The 16,105-nt window shown below is 59.3% G+C and carries 15 protein-coding genes; 5 read left to right on the forward strand and 10 right to left on the reverse strand.

Translation table 11 applies throughout. The annotated features are described in order from the left end of the window. Positions 1-30 precede the first annotated feature (30 nt). From ACFW0B_RS21825 to ACFW0B_RS21835, 3 genes are all read left to right on the forward strand, one after another. On the forward strand, positions 31-510 hold the full coding sequence (locus ACFW0B_RS21825; RefSeq protein WP_449151068.1) for a YbaK/EbsC family protein: 480 nt from the start codon (positions 31-33) through the stop codon (positions 508-510). A 74-nt stretch (positions 511-584) separates the two neighbouring features. Then, positions 585-1,247, forward strand: coding sequence for a YciC family protein (locus tag ACFW0B_RS21830; RefSeq protein ID WP_449151069.1), 663 nt, complete (start codon positions 585-587; stop codon positions 1,245-1,247). Positions 1,248-1,296: 49 nt separating this feature from the next. Next, complete coding sequence (locus tag ACFW0B_RS21835; protein ID WP_449151070.1) at positions 1,297-1,734, forward strand: VOC family protein; 438 nt, start codon at positions 1,297-1,299, stop codon at positions 1,732-1,734. Between the two features lie 51 nt (positions 1,735-1,785). Here the strand turns inward: ACFW0B_RS21835 and ACFW0B_RS21840 are convergent, their stop codons facing one another. Beyond that, entirely contained in the window at positions 1,786-2,034 is a 249-nt protein-coding gene (locus ACFW0B_RS21840; protein WP_449151071.1) for a CDGSH iron-sulfur domain-containing protein, read from the reverse strand. A gap of 88 nt (positions 2,035-2,122) precedes the next feature. On the opposite strand from ACFW0B_RS21840, the gene ACFW0B_RS21845 reads away from it, so the two are divergent. Both ACFW0B_RS21845 and ACFW0B_RS21850 read left to right on the forward strand, forming a co-directional pair. Then, positions 2,123-3,208, forward strand: a complete 1,086-nt coding sequence (locus tag ACFW0B_RS21845) for an endonuclease/exonuclease/phosphatase family protein (RefSeq protein WP_449151072.1) — start codon at positions 2,123-2,125, stop codon at positions 3,206-3,208. A gap of 523 nt (positions 3,209-3,731) precedes the next feature. Further along, positions 3,732-4,754, forward strand: coding sequence for a helix-turn-helix domain-containing protein (locus ACFW0B_RS21850; RefSeq protein ID WP_449151073.1), 1,023 nt, complete (start codon positions 3,732-3,734; stop codon positions 4,752-4,754). 102 nt (positions 4,755-4,856) lie between these two features. Here ACFW0B_RS21850 and qhpG read toward each other — a convergent pair whose 3' ends face one another. From qhpG to ACFW0B_RS21895, 9 genes are all read right to left on the reverse strand, one after another. Continuing rightward, positions 4,857-6,194, reverse strand: coding sequence for a flavin-dependent monooxygenase QhpG (qhpG, locus tag ACFW0B_RS21855; protein ID WP_449151074.1), 1,338 nt, complete (start codon positions 6,192-6,194; stop codon positions 4,857-4,859). 4 nt (positions 6,195-6,198) lie between these two features. Continuing rightward, positions 6,199-8,370: a heme lyase CcmF/NrfE family subunit gene (locus ACFW0B_RS21860; protein ID WP_449151075.1), complete on the reverse strand. Its 2,172-nt coding sequence runs from the start codon at positions 8,368-8,370 to the stop codon at positions 6,199-6,201. Continuing rightward, positions 8,367-9,032: a subtilisin-like serine protease QhpE gene (qhpE, locus tag ACFW0B_RS21865; protein WP_449151076.1), complete on the reverse strand. Its 666-nt coding sequence runs from the start codon at positions 9,030-9,032 to the stop codon at positions 8,367-8,369. Before qhpE ends, ACFW0B_RS21860 begins: the two co-directional genes overlap by 4 nt. Beyond that, the gene (locus ACFW0B_RS21870) at positions 9,029-10,675 is read right to left on the reverse strand and encodes an ABC transporter ATP-binding protein (RefSeq protein ID WP_449151077.1); all 1,647 of its coding nucleotides are present in this window, start codon (positions 10,673-10,675) and stop codon (positions 9,029-9,031) included. The genes qhpE and ACFW0B_RS21870 overlap by 4 nt, the downstream gene beginning before the upstream one ends. Before the next feature lie 112 nt (positions 10,676-10,787). Beyond that, positions 10,788-11,900 carry a quinohemoprotein amine dehydrogenase subunit beta gene (gene peaD, locus ACFW0B_RS21875; RefSeq protein WP_449151078.1) on the reverse strand — a complete coding sequence of 371 codons (1,113 nt, stop codon included), beginning with the start codon at positions 11,898-11,900 and terminating at the stop codon, positions 10,788-10,790. Between the two features lie 57 nt (positions 11,901-11,957). After that, positions 11,958-12,275 carry a quinohemoprotein amine dehydrogenase subunit gamma gene (gene qhpC, locus ACFW0B_RS21880; RefSeq protein ID WP_449151079.1) on the reverse strand — a complete coding sequence of 106 codons (318 nt, stop codon included), beginning with the start codon at positions 12,273-12,275 and terminating at the stop codon, positions 11,958-11,960. Continuing rightward, positions 12,272-13,705, reverse strand: coding sequence for a quinohemoprotein amine dehydrogenase maturation protein (peaB, locus tag ACFW0B_RS21885; RefSeq protein ID WP_449151080.1), 1,434 nt, complete (start codon positions 13,703-13,705; stop codon positions 12,272-12,274). Before peaB ends, qhpC begins: the two co-directional genes overlap by 4 nt. Positions 13,706-13,726: 21 nt before the next feature. Then, positions 13,727-15,340, reverse strand: a complete 1,614-nt coding sequence (gene peaA / locus ACFW0B_RS21890) for a quinohemoprotein amine dehydrogenase subunit alpha (protein ID WP_449151081.1) — start codon at positions 15,338-15,340, stop codon at positions 13,727-13,729. Between the two features lie 636 nt (positions 15,341-15,976). Beyond that, the coding region (locus ACFW0B_RS21895; RefSeq protein ID WP_073664670.1) for an aldehyde dehydrogenase family protein at positions 15,977-16,105 on the reverse strand (129 nt) is incomplete at its 5' end.

Below are 16,105 nucleotides of genomic sequence, written 5' to 3' on the forward strand. Positions count from 1 at the left end.
CGCTCCCGTCTCCCCTCCCGCGGAACCCCGATGTCCCTTTACGACCGGAACCTGGCCCTGCTCGACGATCACGCCATCCCCTACCGGGAGGTCAGCCACGAAGCCGTGCTCGACTACCCCACCGCCCACGCGGTACGCCAGCGCTTCGGCCTGCGCGGGGTGGAGAGCAAGAGCCTGTTCCTGCGGCTGAGGGGCGGCGGCTACGCCATGCTGGTGACCCTGGAGGGCGCGCGGGCCGACTGGGCGCAGCTCAAGGCACTGCTGGGCGCGCGGCCGAGCATCGCCAGCGACGAGGAACTGGTGGAGCTGACCGGCTGCGTGCCCCAGTGCGCCTGCCCCCTGGGCCATGCCGAAGACATTGCCCTGGTGTTCGACGAGGCGATCCTCCGCCACGACTACCTGATCTACTCGCCCGGCCCGCCGGAACGCACGCTGGAAGTGGCCACCGCCGACCTCGCCCGCCTGCTGCCCCGGCTACCGAACCGGGTGCTGAATTATCGTTCCGACTGAAGTGCCCTTGGGAGGTGCCCCGGCTTGGGCTAAAGTGCCCAAGACCCACTGCCGCAAGATATGAATGCCCGCCGATGAATCCGTTCGAGCTGCTGCGCGCCTCCTGGTACTTCTTCTCCCGCAACGCCGGCGAAATCGCCCTGCTCTGCCTGCCGGCCATTCTCATCGAAGCGATCGCCCAGCAGGGGTTGATCGCCTGGCTGGGAGCGGACAAGTCCCAGGGCGCGTCGATCGTCGTCAGCATGCTGTTCTATCCACTCTACGTCGGCGCGCTGATCATCTTCGTCGACAGCCGCAGCCATCGCATCCGCCTCAAGCCCCGTCAGGTGCTGGAGATGGCGCTGTTCCGCTGGCCCAGCTTCGCCGTGCTGGCCGCCATCAGCACGCTGCTGATCATGGTCGGCGTCTGGATGCTGGTGATTCCCGGCGTCTACGTGATGATCAAACTGGCCTTCGCCGAGTACCTGCTGGTGCTGGAGGGCAAGTCGCCGCTGGACGCGATCAAGGAAAGCTTCGCCCTGACCCAGGGCCACTTCTGGACCATCCTCGCCTGCGTGCTGCTGGTGATGGGGCCGATCTGGCTGGTGGACTGGTTCGCCTATCGCGAACTGGGGACAACCCCCGACCCGGTGGGCACCGTGATACTGGAAAGCTTCAACAGCTTCTTCCAGCTGTTCGTCAGCATCGCCCTGTACCGCATGTTCACCCTGGTCACGGAACGCGCGACGGAGCAGTGACCGTTTGACCACCCGGGACCAGTCGCAGCCTGCACAAGGAGGACCTCCCATGGCTGAAAATCCCAGCATCCTCTCCCACGTTTCGGTGGGCACTAACGACTTCGAGCGCGCCGTCGCCTTCTACGACAGGGTCCTGCCCACCCTGGGCTGCAGGCGCATCATGGAGCACCCAGGCGCCGTGGCTTACGGCCGCGACTACCCGGAATTCTGGGTGCAATCCCCCATCGACGGCCGTCCGGCAAGCGTCGGCAACGGTACCCATATCGGTTTCTTCGCCGCCAGCCGGGAAGCGGTGCTGGCCTTCTTCGAGGCCGCGCTGGACGCCGGCGGCAAGGGCGATGGCGAACCCGGACCACGTCCCGAATACGGCGAGCCCTACTACGGCTGCTTCGTCCGCGACCTCGACGGCCACAAGATCGAGGCCGCCTTCTGGGACATGGAGCTGGACCCGGGCTACGAACTGTACGTCGAGCCTCACGCCCACTGAGTACGAGGACCGTATCGCCGCGCGGCGCCCAGCCTCATGCCGGAGCCCGGATCAGTCCTGCAGCTGGTGATGGGTTCCATCGCAGAGCGGCGCCGAGTGGCTATGTTTGCAGCCGCAGAAATACAGGGGCCCACTGGCATCTGCATGGAATTTGAGGGGCGCCAGGCCAGTTCCCTTGTGGGAACCATCGCAGAACGGCTGCTGCTGGCTGCGGCCGCAACGGCACCAGAAGTAATCCCGGCCAGCCTCCACCTCCACTTCAAAGGGGCCCCGCTGGGCGATCCGCACCTCGCTGTCCACGGCATTCCTCCCGGACGCGCCTGGCTTGGGCCGCGGCAGCGGCTCGGGTATGCTCGCCCTCTTCCAGCATAGATGCCTGCCCTTGCCGATGCCCCGAGTTCTGCGTTTCGCCCTGCTCAGCCTGCCGGTCCTCGCCGTTGGCCTGCTGGCCCTGACCTACGCGCTGACCTGGCATCCCGCAGCCCGCGCACCTGCCGCGCTGGCCTGCCAGGGCGAAGCGCCGCAATTGCAGCCCGGCCAGGCCCTGAAGGTGATGACCTGGAACCTCCAGTACCTGGCCGGCAAACGCTACGTCTTCTATTACGACCTGCCCGATGGCGAAGGCCCGGACGAACGCCCTACGGCGGAAGACCTGGCCTACAGCCTGGACGAGGTGGTGCGGGTGATTCGCGAGGAACAGCCGGACATCATCAATCTCCAGGAACTGCACGAAGGCGCCCGCGCCACCGACTACCAGGACCAGCTGGCCCTGCTCCAGGAGCGCCTGGCGGACGTCTACCCCTGCGCCAGCCAGGCTTTCTACTGGAAGGCCGCCTTCGTACCCGATCCCCATATCCTCGGCAGCGTCGGCCTGAAGCTGGCGACCCTCAGCCGCTTCCACATCGAGAGCGCCGAACGCCTGCAACTGCCTCTGGAAGCGAACGATCCGCTCAGCCGCCAGTTCGACAAGAAGCGCGCCCTGCTGGTGAGCTACCTGCCGATTCGCGGCGGCGGACGCCTGGCCGCCGTCAACACCCACCTGGATGCCCTGGACGACGCCCCGGAAACCCTCAGGCGCCAGGTGGCCATGACCCGCGGCCTGCTCGACCAGCTGCAGAGGCAAGGTCTGCCCTGGGTGCTGGCCGGCGACTTCAACCAGTTGCCGCCCGGCCAGTACGAGCGCCTGTCCGACCTCCAACGCAGCCGCTATCCCCGCGACAGCGAACTGAAGGCGCTCTGGAGCCGCTACCCGATGATTCCCAGCGTCGAGGAAGCCAGTGGCGCGCAACAGGCGCAGTGGTTCACCCACTACCCCAACGACCCTCGGGTGAAAGGCCCCGACCGCACCCTGGACTACGTTTTCCACAGCCCCAACCTGACCCGCATCGAGGCGCGGGTGCGCCAGCACGACACCCTGCGCATCTCCGATCACCTGCCGCTGACGGCGCGGTTCTTCCTGCCGCCAGCGCAGTGAGCTGGCAACGCACCTCATTCACCAAGGGCAGCGCTGCTGTCCCGTAGGTTGGTCCGAGCCCGCGAGGCCCAATGTTCGTCGTCTACCCGCAGCCCCGAAGGGCGGGCCTTCGGCTCGCTTGTCGATTGAAATCGCCCCCACAAGAAGTCGCGCCCAGCCTGGTAGCCCGTATATGGACTCCTCCTCTGGCGCAAGTAGCAAGATGGGGATCAACGCGACCGTATATTCGACTTCGTACAGGGAGCCGCCGCTCCCGAGCCTAGATGGGACGCCTGCAATCTCCTGATATAGCTGCTGTATTGGTCAAGCCCGCAGCACACATCAATCGACCCGCTATCGAAAATCGGCAAGAGTTTCCATCAGCCATCCAAATTCGCTTGCCCGGAATACGGGCACCATAAAAAATCCCCATACTGACCAAGCAGTTAATAGGCTGGGTCGCTAAATCACATCTCAAGATTTTCTGAATAGCAGCCACCTGCAATAACTACCAAGCGAATCGTATGGTCAACGAGGCGGGCATATGACCAAGGACATCAACGACTGCATTAAGAAGAAAATCATAAATACCTCATCAGAAGCTTCGTTCACTCACCTTGATACCAATGACGTAATTACCCACGCCAAGTCGCTACCGAACTGGAGCCAGGAATACCTACAGATTAGCCCAGGTATATTTCATGGCTCACTTAGCAACATTTCCCTCGGCCCTGCTCAACTGTTCAGGGAATCAATGAACAAAGCAGTTGATCGGCATGCACAGGCCTGGCCAAACTGTTTAGCAATCGGAATTCCACTAAAAATAGAAGGTGATGGATTCTGGTGCGGCGACAAGCTTCTGTGTGACTCCATACTTTTCCTCAAGCCGAATGCAGAACTGAAGTTTAGAAGCCCATTGATGTCCGACATCTTAGTAGTCGCAGTGGATATCGAGTTATTCATCAATTACTCAAAGGAAACGGGATTTTCCATAACCGGCGACCTCAATCACCTGAACGGAGTCACACCCGTCTCAAAGGAGCTATGCGACAGTCTGCGAGAGCGTTTCCTCAGGATTTTGGAAAAAGTCAAAAGCTCCCCCCGCATACTCAAGGAGCAAGCTACACGACACGCTTTAACCATCGAAATAATGTCTGTATTACTTAGCAGCCTTTCCTCACTGGGAAAAATAACACCTCGCCATCCTGGTCAATTTGTTCACCGACACATAGTCGAGAAAGCACGGGAGTACATTCTTTCGAGAAAAGGAAACCCGCCAAATGTCCTTGAAATATGCAATGAGCTGCACATAAGCCGCCGCGCACTCCATTATGCCTTCCAGAAAGTTCTGACCATCAACCCGGTTACTTTCTTGCGCTACATACGACTCCACGGCGCGCGCCAGGAACTTATCACTGAGCCCAGCGGAAAATACTTGATTAGCGAGATTGCTGCGCGCTGGGGATTCTGGACCCCAGGGATATTTTGCAATTACTACAAGGAGCTGTTCGGAGAAACTCCGACTGCCACACTGAGGCAACATAAAAAAGTCCAGATAATCACCTGACTCTACTTAGGTATCCCCAAGTATCTCGCTACGCACATCGCCATGACTTCATGAACCAAGTAACTGTGACTCCAGCAATGCTGCGAAGCGTTTGCACGAGCATCACATTCGTCCTGAAGACACCAGGTTCTCTTTCCGCAACCACTCCCACGCCAAGTGCAGACATCTAGCGTCAACACCAATACGTGAAGCCACGGACAGCAGATCCTGTGCTGGCGTAGGAACCTGCAGGTGCTCGATCAAGTTCGAAAGCTCGACACCTGCAATAAATCTGACGCCGCGCGGGTGTTCGGGTGTTACCACGACGCGTCGAGGAACGATGTAGCCGTCCTCCACCACTGCTCTCACATCAAGCATTGCGGAGTACTGCGCGCGAGTTGACATCTGCAGGTCGGCAGACCACGTCTGACGCACCCGCCAGAACGGGCTGTCTGACCACCTCGACTCGCTCAGGTAATGCTCACGCCCAGCCTGGCAACGATGCTGGAACGTAGTAATGGCACGATCAAAATAATAGGTTCGCGCCAGGTCCAGATCGGCCGGCCTGCAGAGGATGGTATTAATCACTGGTGCAGCAGCGAAGGCTCCAGAGACAGCCTCGTACATGCCATGGCCGGACAACGGATCGTTGCAGTACGCGGCATCGCCCACGCGAATCATCTTCTCGGTGATTAGCCCCCCTCTGAGCACCGGTTGTACACCACGGGCTCTCGCCTCTCCGAGCGGCCAGAAGTTGCCCAGCATTGAGGGAATCGTCGAGAGGTTCTCCAGCATTTCCTGGTGGATAGAACTCAATCCATATTCCGGTCCATCAGAAACTGATTTGGGCGAGACAGTTAGCTGGATGCTCGCCTTTCCGTCGACATCTCTTGTGCACCATGCCCAGCCATCCCTGAACGATTCGGTGCAGGTCTGGCGAGAGCCTTTGACCGAGCTTTGAAAGCTACGAGTCAATGCCACGCTCGTGGGACCCGCCACAATGTCCGGGGCAGTCTTGGGGGCCGAGCGCCCCCTCGCTTCAACCAGAAAGTCCCCTTGCAGGGTGAAAGACTTCTCGATGCTTTCGCCGAAGGTTACCGACCAGCCCTGCTGCTCGCTCTTCACGCCCAGGACAGTTCCTTGGAAGAAATCAATTTCATGACGTTCCAGGTCATCCAGCAACGAGCCTTCAAACAGCGAACGTTCGATTACGTGTTCACCGTTAATCTCTCGATACTCCCCCGCCCAGCTTGCGGCCCTCGCCCAACTTGGGCCGAGGACCTCGAGAGCGTCAATGCAACCGGCCCGCTTCAGACCCTCGGCCACTCGCGGAGAGGCGCCTTCAAGGACCGAAAGCTCGCGCGGGCGGCCGATGACTATCACCCGATGCCCGTAACGCTTGAGCAGAATTGCACTGACGATTGCTGCCGGACCAGTTCCCAGGACCAAAACAGTTCGCATGAGCTCATCTCCTGGCCGATAGGCCAACATTCGGTAAAAGGAGAGTCCCCAGCACCATGGCGATTAGCCCCGCCCAAACGAAGGAAACCAAGGGGAAGCGTCGAATGACCACGAGGCTTTGCACTTCGCCTGTAGCTGATGCCTTGCTCGCCCCTACCATCAGTCGGGAGGTAGCAGGAATCCACACCTGCAGGTCCTGGTCCCAGCTGCGCAGAATGAAAGGGTGTAGGACGTACCCCGGATCTCCTGCATAGCGGGCATAGCGGTAATCAAGGATTTCACAGAGTTGGCGAACCGGGCCTTGGTAGGCCGGCGGCAACTGCCGTGCATCCTGGAATAAGGCATGCCCGCCGTGGACAGTTCCATCCGCGCGCAACTCGACTTGAGCAACGGCTCGATACCCCGAGTTATCTTCCTGGTCACTGAGAGGCAGTACGCGAACCTGGAGTTTATTGGAGACCTGGTGCCAGTCTTCTGGAGACGCGGCCAACGACAGAGACAACGGTACATACGAATTCAAGGCGGTTGCGCTCAGTCCACCGACCAGTGCAATGACCGCGCCGGCATGGATGAGCACCAGACTGCCCGTATGCCGTAATGTGGCCAAGCGTCGATTGCGCCAGACACTCAACGCGCACCAGCCCAGGCATGCAACCAACAGGTAGAGGCCACTGAACAGAGCCGCATCGAGCCAGGGCAAGGTCCTCACAACGCTCTGGGACAGGATCCCTTGACCGGAGTACTGGTCAGTCAGCCAGCCACCCGATGTGCCCATCGCAACGGTGAAGATAGCCATGAGAAGCGAGATCCCAATGGCGATTCGTGGTCGGACGCATTTACGTATGAACGAGTGGCCACCCAGAAGACCGATGAATGCAATAACTGGCAGCATTCGACGCCCAAGCTCATGGCCATCGATATCCCATTGGTCAAAAGCCTTGCGCAAACCGGCCAGTTCAGTACCACTCGCCCACGTGGTCAAGGTTTCATAAAACGGCTTCAGCGCGACGTCCTTTTCGAGCCCAATCCATTCGAAGATATGCGCTTGCGCCAACCCAAGCGAGGCAAGTACTGCTGCGCCGACGAAGAGATAGATGGCGCCGGTAAGTGTCCAGTCCCCCCCTTTGCCATTGCTGGTCTGCCGCCCCTGGAGAGAACGCCAAAGCCCCCAAAGCAACAGGCACGAAAGAATGCCTGCAAGCCCCAAGTGGCTGAGCCACGAGGTTGTACCGATATAGCGATGCGAGCTAGGTAATACCTCGCTGCGCGTGACGGCCATGGCGATGCAAGTAACCACGGCGGCCAATACACTCAGAGCAGGAAGCAGACGCCATAGCTTTCCACCGGGCTTCCAGCGCCTCGCGCCATGTAGTACTGCCCCCAGCAACGCCCATACGGCAAACGCGCAAGTCTGGACCGGATCCCAATGCCAGATGTGCCCGAAGGTGAAATCCTCAAGGGCCCAAACCATTCCGAAGCCAATTCCTGCTGTCAGCACCAGCCAGGAGCGTCGGCCATAGATCACGGCGTATTGCCGGTAGTAGGTGTTAGCCCCCCGCAGCGCGTCGATCGCAGCTCCTGCCGGAGCAATTGCCCAGGCATAGGCCGCAAGGATCAGCGGGGCATGGAGAGCCATCCAGAACGTCTGAAGATGGGCATTCATCCCCTGGCTGGCCTGTGCACTCAGCCAGTCGGCTGGTGTTCCAGTGAAGGGAGCAAGCCAGGCGGCGTATCCGGTGTACCAGGCTGCGATCAACGCAGTGCCGATGCCGGACCAGCCAGGCAGCGACATGAAGCGGACAGCACAAGCCATGATGAAGGTGGCCAGCAGTAGAACGGTACCTTCATCTCCGCCCCAGAGATTGGAAGCCTTGAGGTAAGCGGGGAGCGATGCGCTGCTGTACAACCATACGTATCGCAAGTCGAAATGGTCGGCGAGCAGATGAGCCATGAGGGCGATGCAGGTGCCAACCAACATGGCCAGCGCTATCACCCAGAGATGCGCTCGGAGCGCGTGATTGATCGTGCCCATCACGATGATCGCGACGGTTCCCCAAATCGCCCAGTTGCCCGCTGACGGGAACAGCCAAAGCGCAATGGCACTCAAGAGCAGGACCGGCGCAAAGCAACTGAACAGACGGCGCTTTGACGGCATCATCAATGTTTTCCCACTCATGCCAGCCGGCGCTCCCGTCCCAGGTATGAGGCCCCCAAGCGAAGCACCATCTCGACACTTTGGGGCGTATTGAATCCCGTTCCCATGTAGCGGGCGATCTTCCCCGCGAACCGGGCACAGGCGAAGCTTGAACCCCCGCCACGATCCGGCTCACCCGGGACCACAAGCGGATTGGCGCCGAAGTCAATTTGCGCAGAGCAGAGCCAGGAGTGTTGATCGATGGCGCATCTCGCATCACCAGAAACGGAGATGCAGTTGGGCAGTGACGCAGGATATACGGCTCCTCCACGCGCCGGAGCCGAGGCGACCAGGATTACGCCCTTTTCCGTGGCCCTTTTGCAGGCCTCTAGCAAGGCAGGTGAGGGCGAACTCAAACCGAAGCTCATATTGATGATCTGAGCGCCGGACTCGACGAGCCAGTCCATCGCTTCGACCACCCTCATGACAGGCGCCTGTCGGGTTTCGGAGAATATCTGAGCGATCAGAAGCCTCGTATCGGCACATTGCTCCAGTACCAATTTTGCCAAGGTACTGCCGTGGGCAATCCGATCTATTTGCGCTTCGCCACCGTACGCCTCTTCCGTAAAGCAACGCGATGCTTTCACACAAGGCAGGATGTCGTCGCTCAGGCCGCTATCGATAATGCCGACCAAGGGATTCATGGTTGGGTCTCCACGGTGTATTCCCCCAGATCAATAGTCAGGTCGAAATGGGCGCCAGGTAGTGGTCGGTGGCTGATGATGATTCGTGTTCTACCAGCGAAAAGCCGATCAATTTCGCGATGGATCAAGGACTCCTGCGCGAGATCGATTCCGGATGTGCTTTCGTCCAGGATCAGCACTTTCGGCTCCACCAGGATTGCTCTGGCAAGGGCAATACGCTGCTTCTGCCCACCAGAAAGAGAGCCTCCACGCTGGCCTACCTGGGTAAGGAGGCCATCAGGCAGCGAATCGGCGAATTCGTTGACACCCGCCATGCGAGCAATGGCCAACACCTCGTCATCGCTGGCATCGGGCCGACCGTAGCGAATGTTTTCGAGGATGCTGCCGGAGAACAGGTGGACCTCTTGGGATACCACACAGACCGTGCGGCGCAGGCATTCAAGATCAATCGCTCGCAGATCCACGCCATCAAGGGAAATGCACCCCACGGTGGGATCGAAATGTCGCTGCAGCAGATCGACCAGCGTGCTTTTCCCAATCCCTGAAGGACCGCGCAATGCCACGCGACTTCCAGCGGGGACTACCACCGTCAGGCTTTGGAACACAGGCTTGTCTGTGCCCGGGTAACTGAACCCAACGTCTTTCAGTTCAATGTTTCCGCGCCCCACAACGACGACTCGGTCCTGGGCGCGCGGGGCAATGATGTCTGGAGATTGACGTGCTAACTCCTGGACCCGAACCAGGCTCACCTTGGCACGCTGATAGCCGACGTAGAGTCCGAGCAATGTCTGCACTGGCCCACTGGCACGCTGCATGTAGGTGACGAAGGCGATCAACACGCCGAGAGTCATGGTGCCTTCACTCATGATCTGGTGACTGCCGAAGAGGAATACCGCCGCAGTCGCCAGCGACAGGACGAGGCTTGGAACCGTGCCCGCGACATACCCCAGCATCTGCAGATTCAGGGTTTCGCGCCGAAGGTTTTGGTGAAGCGTCAAGAGGCGAGCATTCTCGCGCTGTTGGCCGTTGAAGATCTGGACGCACTTGGCGCAGCCCAACACCTCAACGAAGAATGCCGCGATGTCAGAACCACGCTCGCGGACTCTTCTGGTCGTGGACTCGATGTACGGGCGGATCAGCTTGAGGAACAAGCTGTTGAAAACGAGCACCAGGAACATCAGTGCGGTCAGTTCCCAGCTCATCAGCCCTAGGATCAGTACAGACCCCACCAGAACGACCACACTGTTCACCGCAGTGAGCAGCGAGTCGACAGCAAAGCGCTGAATCTCGCCTATGTCGCCATCAAGTCGGACGTGTATGTCCCCTTGCCGCGTTCGGGCGTAAAAGCTCGGCGAGAGTGTCATCAGGTGCCTGAACAGCGCTTCACGCATGGCATGAAGGATCCTGGCCGATGCATTGGCGTACAGGTAACGTGTGCTGCCGCCCAAGAGAGCGGACGTCATCGCCAACCCCACAATGAGCGAGACGCATTGAAGGACGAGGTCGAATCGTCCTGGCAAGATTCCGTCGTCGATCAGGTGCTTGGTCAGCAAGGGCTGAACCAAGCCAGCGCCAGCCGCCACCAGCGACAGCAGCAGCACGATAGAGAGTTGCCGCCACTGGGGAACGACAAACTCGAGCAACCACTGCCACGTTTCCTTCCGGACATGAGGATCTTCGCGGCATTGGGAAGGCATGCCGGCTGGCATGCCTTCCGCTGCCCCATGAGTCGCATAGGCTCTCATGGGAGGTCACTCAGCGATGTACAACACGCAGGGAGGTCAACACCTGATCGCCACCACCGGGGATCATGATCTTGCCTTTCTGCTCCAGCGTTTCCGAATCGTAGACCGCGATGTCATCGACAGTGCCGCCGATGTACAGCTCCTTGCCATCGCTGGAAACGTTGACGTTGTAGTAGGTGTGGTCCAGGTCAACACGCTTCAGCAGCTTGCCAGTATCAACATCGGTTTTGGTTAGCTGTGTGTAGACCGTGTATGCCTCATTGCGTCGGACAGGGTTGATGGTCGTCGAGAACAGTACAACCGAGGCATCTTCGAATTCGGAGAAGCGGACCTTGTCTTTCTCCAGATCCAGCGCCCAGATACCGGCCTTCTGCGTCGTCTTGCCATCCTTGTCGGTGTAGTTGACGTAGTAGGGCGTGGCGTACTGGTTGGTCTGTTCAAACTGCGGCCAGATCGCCAAGGTGTCAGGCTCGCCGAAACCCTCCCGTTTCCAACTGCGCCACGGGTGCATGCCGATTTGCTCACCGGTCTTCGGATCCAGTACCAGCATGTCCCAGCTATAGGCATACAGCCGCTTGTAGTCCGGAGAGTAGATGATCGACGAAACGCGGCGCGGTGCCTTGAGCTTGCGGAGCGGCTTCGCGTTTACACCGGCACTGGTGTCGAAGACGGCGATGTAGGGATCCTCCACGTGATACTCACCCGCAAGCAGCCGAGTCTCGTTCACGTAGACCGCCAGCTCCTTGCCATCGGGACTGAGATCAATGGCGTAAGGTGCCTTGGCCCTGATACCCGGGCTGGAGAGTTCTGCGCGAAAGACCTCTTTGCCGGTGTCCATGTCGATACCGGACACGGTTTCCCAACGGTTGTGAATCACATAGGCAACCTTCCCACCTTTCGATGCGACGAGAGCGCCCGGGCTGTTGCCCATCGAGGTGTTGGGGATCTTGTGGGTCTTGATTACCTTCCGAGCCTCTGCGTCCACCATCACCACCAGATTGGGGCGAGCTGCAGTGATCAGGTAGTCCTTGGCCATGGCCATCTGACTCATCAGGCTGACGCCCAGGCCCAGGGCGCCCAGTCCGAGAGCCATGCGCCGAACGGTAAATTTCTTGTTGTTCATATAACGTCCTCTGGCCTGCAGCGGCGCTCGCTGCCAGGCCTGATGCATTGGCGATGATTACTTGGGGAAAACGGCTTGAAGCTTCGCCCAATCGTTCGGAGCGGAGTCGTTACCAGTGCTCCACTCTGTGTACGTATGCAGCGTGTCGGGCACCTGGGCCGGCCACCAGCAAGGGTCGGAGCAGCCATACAGATCCGCCTCCATCGGCTGGCAGAGACCGGCAACCCCGAGGAACGGGTCAACCTCCCACCCCGGGTCGAACGTCGTGGCACAACCGACGATTGCCGACATTGCCACCACTTCATCGGTCTCGCCTTTCTCCACGGCGAGGTCGACCTGATGGGCCTTCATGTTCATGGGTTTCATGTGGTTCATAACTGGACACTCCTGGTGCTCAGGTGTTGTTTGAAGAAGAGCGGGTTCTTCTGCAGGATCTCCATGTAGATCTCGATGCCGAAGTCGATCCACTCACGCATCAGGTCGCAGTAGTGGTAGGTCGGAGACAACGGGTCGCCGAAATGGGCGTATGACTCGTGGTAGCAACCACCCGCGCATAGATTGCGAATGCGACAGGTCGAGCAACCCTTGTTGGACCGGTTGGTAGCACCTTCCAGGAAGGCACCCAGCTCTTTCTTGGCGATCCCCTCGTCAACGTTGCCGAAGCGCGGCATGTCAGAGCCGGTGAAACGGTGGCAAAGGTTGAGGTCACCCTTGTGATCCACGGCGAGCAGCCCGACGCCAGCGCCACAAGGAAGCGCTTTTTTGCGGCCCTCGTAGAGATCGCTCATCAGCTGATGCATGTTGGAGAAGCCGTTATTGCGCCCCTCCAATGCCGCATCTCGATAGTCACGACCAAGTGCCATCATGCTGTCGAAAACAGCACGAAGCTCTTCATTGCTCAGGTTGAAGACCGTCACGGGGCCCGAGGTCGCAGGGGCTACGCCAACCTCGAAGAAGCCCAGGTCGTTCTTCAGATGGTCATGAATCGCCACCACATCGGTGAAGCCCGCAGTCAACGTGACCCGGACGCCTACCGGCTTGGAACGGTAGCGCTCAATCAACATGCGCGCCTTCGCTGCAACCACCGCGTATGTGCCCTGACCGCTGACGGTAATCCGCCGCCGGTCATGGACTGCCTGGGGGCCATCCATGCTGATGGAGATACCGAAGCGATGACTATCGAGGTAGTCGACGATCTCTTCGGTGAGCATGGTGGCATTGGTGGTCATCGAGAAATCGACCTTTTTGCCCACCTCTGCACAACGCTGCTCGGTGTACTCCACCACCTGCTTGATCAACGGCAGATTCGTCAGAGGCTCGCCGCCGAAGAAAATGACGTTGATCCGATCATGGGCAGCTCCTTCCGCAAGGAGCAGTTCGATGCTCTTGCGGGCGGTGTCGAAGTCCATTTTTCGTCCCTTGGTGGGGACAGCCAGGTCTTCCTTGTAGCAATAGGTGCAGCTGAGGTTGCAGCCGGTATTTACGTTCAGCACCACAGTACTGATCGGAAACTCACGGATCTCCACCTGCATGCCGGCATCCGGCTTCGCCGGCTCGTCTCCCAGGATCGACAGCTCGCGAAAACTCTCCAGAGTTTTCGCCAGATCCGTGGGGGCGACTCGACCACCGAAGCGCTCACGTACGCTATCGAACGAGATCTGCTCGTTCTCCTTGAGGAAGTCGATGAGTGAACTGCCCAAGTCATCCAGCTCGAACAATCCGCTGGATGGAATGTGGAACAGCACGCGACGACCCTCCAGCTCCACATCGTGGAAGCTGTAACGGTTTACATAAAACGCGCTCATGGCATCGCTCCTTCCCACTGCTTAGCGGATCGGCGGGTCGTTCCAACGCTGGACGGTTACAACCAGCGGTTTGCTGGCCTTGACCTTGTGACCGTCTTCTTCGAAGACAGCAGTGACTTTCAGCTCGCCGGCGTTGTTGGTGCCAAACTTGCGCTTGGGGTTCGGACCTGCGTCACCTGGAATGAACAGGCCGTTCGGCTGCATGGAGCCGGCGAACTTGGCATCCTGCATTTTCTCGGCGTAGGCATTCAGATCCGCAACGGACCAACTGGCTGCCATCTGGCCCAATCGAATATCGTCAGCCGTTCCTTTCTTGCCGTCGGGGCCAAAGGTGTAGCCAATGCTTTCGAACTGGACGGGGATCTTCGGACGCACACCACCATTTCCGCCGATGATGGCCATGGCTTTACCCGGTTCGATGCTCAGGTAATCGACCTTGTGGTAGACGGCGAGCCCTTGTTCCAGGCTCGATTTGCCAACGCTGATCAGCCGCACGCCGTCAGTCGCCTCACCGGAGGCTTGAGCTTCGACGACAAGCTTGCCCGGGGACTGCTCGAGGACTTTCACGACCTTGATGCCATCGCCCAGATCGATATCACCAGACAGGTTGTTGCCCAAGAGACTGATTCGCTGAGTAGTGCCCGCCTTGATGTAGCTCGGCTCCACCGCCATCAAGCGCTCCGCAGTTCCTGCTCCGCTACGGACGGCCTGGAGACGTCCTCCAAGAGAGTCCACACCAGCCTTGTGCCAACGCCCCGCCAAGGTTTGCCCATCTTCCGAGAGGGTAAAGACCTGGACTACTTCATCGTCACCTTGCTTGACGAACGCGCGCCACTCGTAGCCCGTGTAGAGAACTGCCTTGCCTTCTGCGCTTTCTTGCTTCCCGTTGGCGTAGCTCAGCTGCATTTTCAGCTTGTAGCGGTCTTTGCCATCCGCCTCGACGGTGGCCGTCCCCTCGTAAGTGCCCCAGCCAGGACGGTGGCCGACAACACGCCAGCTACCGGCAACGTTGGCCACCTCATGCTTGAGCCATTTACTCCAGGCTTCGCTGTCGTAGGGGTACAACTTACCGAGTGCCTTGGGCACGTCCTGGGAAGCAATCTCCCACCAGTTCCGATCACGCCCACTCGCCTGAATCTCGATGGTGGGGAACTGTCCGACGTGGAAATTGGCGAGCTTGCGCCAGTCATCCTCGGTACGGCGCTGCAGTGCGATTCGCCCGTAGGAGTGGCAACGCGCGCAGGTGTCAGCCACCAGCTTGTCGTCAGGGGTTTCAACGTGAACGAACTCGCGTTCGAGCAGGTAACGACGACCCGCGGCCTCTTCGGGAGCGAGACCATGCGTGTCCGCCAGGTACTTCACCAGCACCTGCCGCTCATCCGACGTGAGGCGCACACCGTGCGCGGCGATCATGCGCCCGATGGTCATATCCCAGCCTTCCGGGGTACGACGAGATTGATCAATACGGTTCATGCCACCCTTTTCCTGCGGGAGGTGGCATGCGACGCACTTGCTGTTGAGCAAGGCTTGCGGGTCAGGGGTCGATTCGGCGTGTACAACCAACGGCGAACTTGCCATGGCGATTGCAAACGCGAGGTTTCGCAACGGTGATGGGTATGCACTGCGCATGCGCATTGTTGGCTCCCTAGTTCTTGTTAAGGGTTGGGGTAGCTCTGACTGATTGGGCGCCAAGGTTGGAAGCCCTGGTCACGGCGGTATCAGCGTCTGGGAAACCTTAGAATTCGGGGGGGAGTAAGGGTTATCGCGATTCGGCAACACCGGGAGGCAGGGCTATCAACAATCGGCAAGACATGTGCGAATAGGCCGACTGGATAGTGAACTCGCGTCCGGATTCGTTCCGGAGCCTCAAAATGCGTACAAAAAAAGCCGGTGATGCGATGACTCACACACTGTCGGTGTGTAAGTCCACGCAGCACCAGCCAAAGGGAGCGCAGTGGCATTGATGGCCTTGTGCGAGGCCTGCTCATTGCGTGGTCGCAACACCAAAGGAGGTGATGGAGACGCGACGATTTCGTTAAACGCGCTGTTACTCCGAGCCTCCGCAATCGACCAGGAATGCAGGAGCGCTCCCGTCTTCGCTAGGCGAGAGGCACCAACCATAGCGATGTCATGGTGGCCACACTCAGCGCACCTATCGCCATCAATAGCAACATCGAGAACTCCAGGGTGACTGAACCCCACTCCTTAGAAATGCTCACTCTCATACCCCCGCTATACGGCCTATGTCCGGGTTCAAGACACCAGGGTTAGCTAGAAGAAGCCCAGCGGGTTGATGTCGTAGCTCACCAAGAGGTTCTTGGTCTGCTGGTAGTGGTCGAGCATCATCTTGTGGGTTTCGCGGCCGACGCCGGATTTCTTGTAGCCACCGAAGGCGGCGTG

It is taken from the genome of Metapseudomonas phytobenefica (genome assembly GCF_043392685.1).
GTDB lineage: Bacteria > Pseudomonadota > Gammaproteobacteria > Pseudomonadales > Pseudomonadaceae > Metapseudomonas.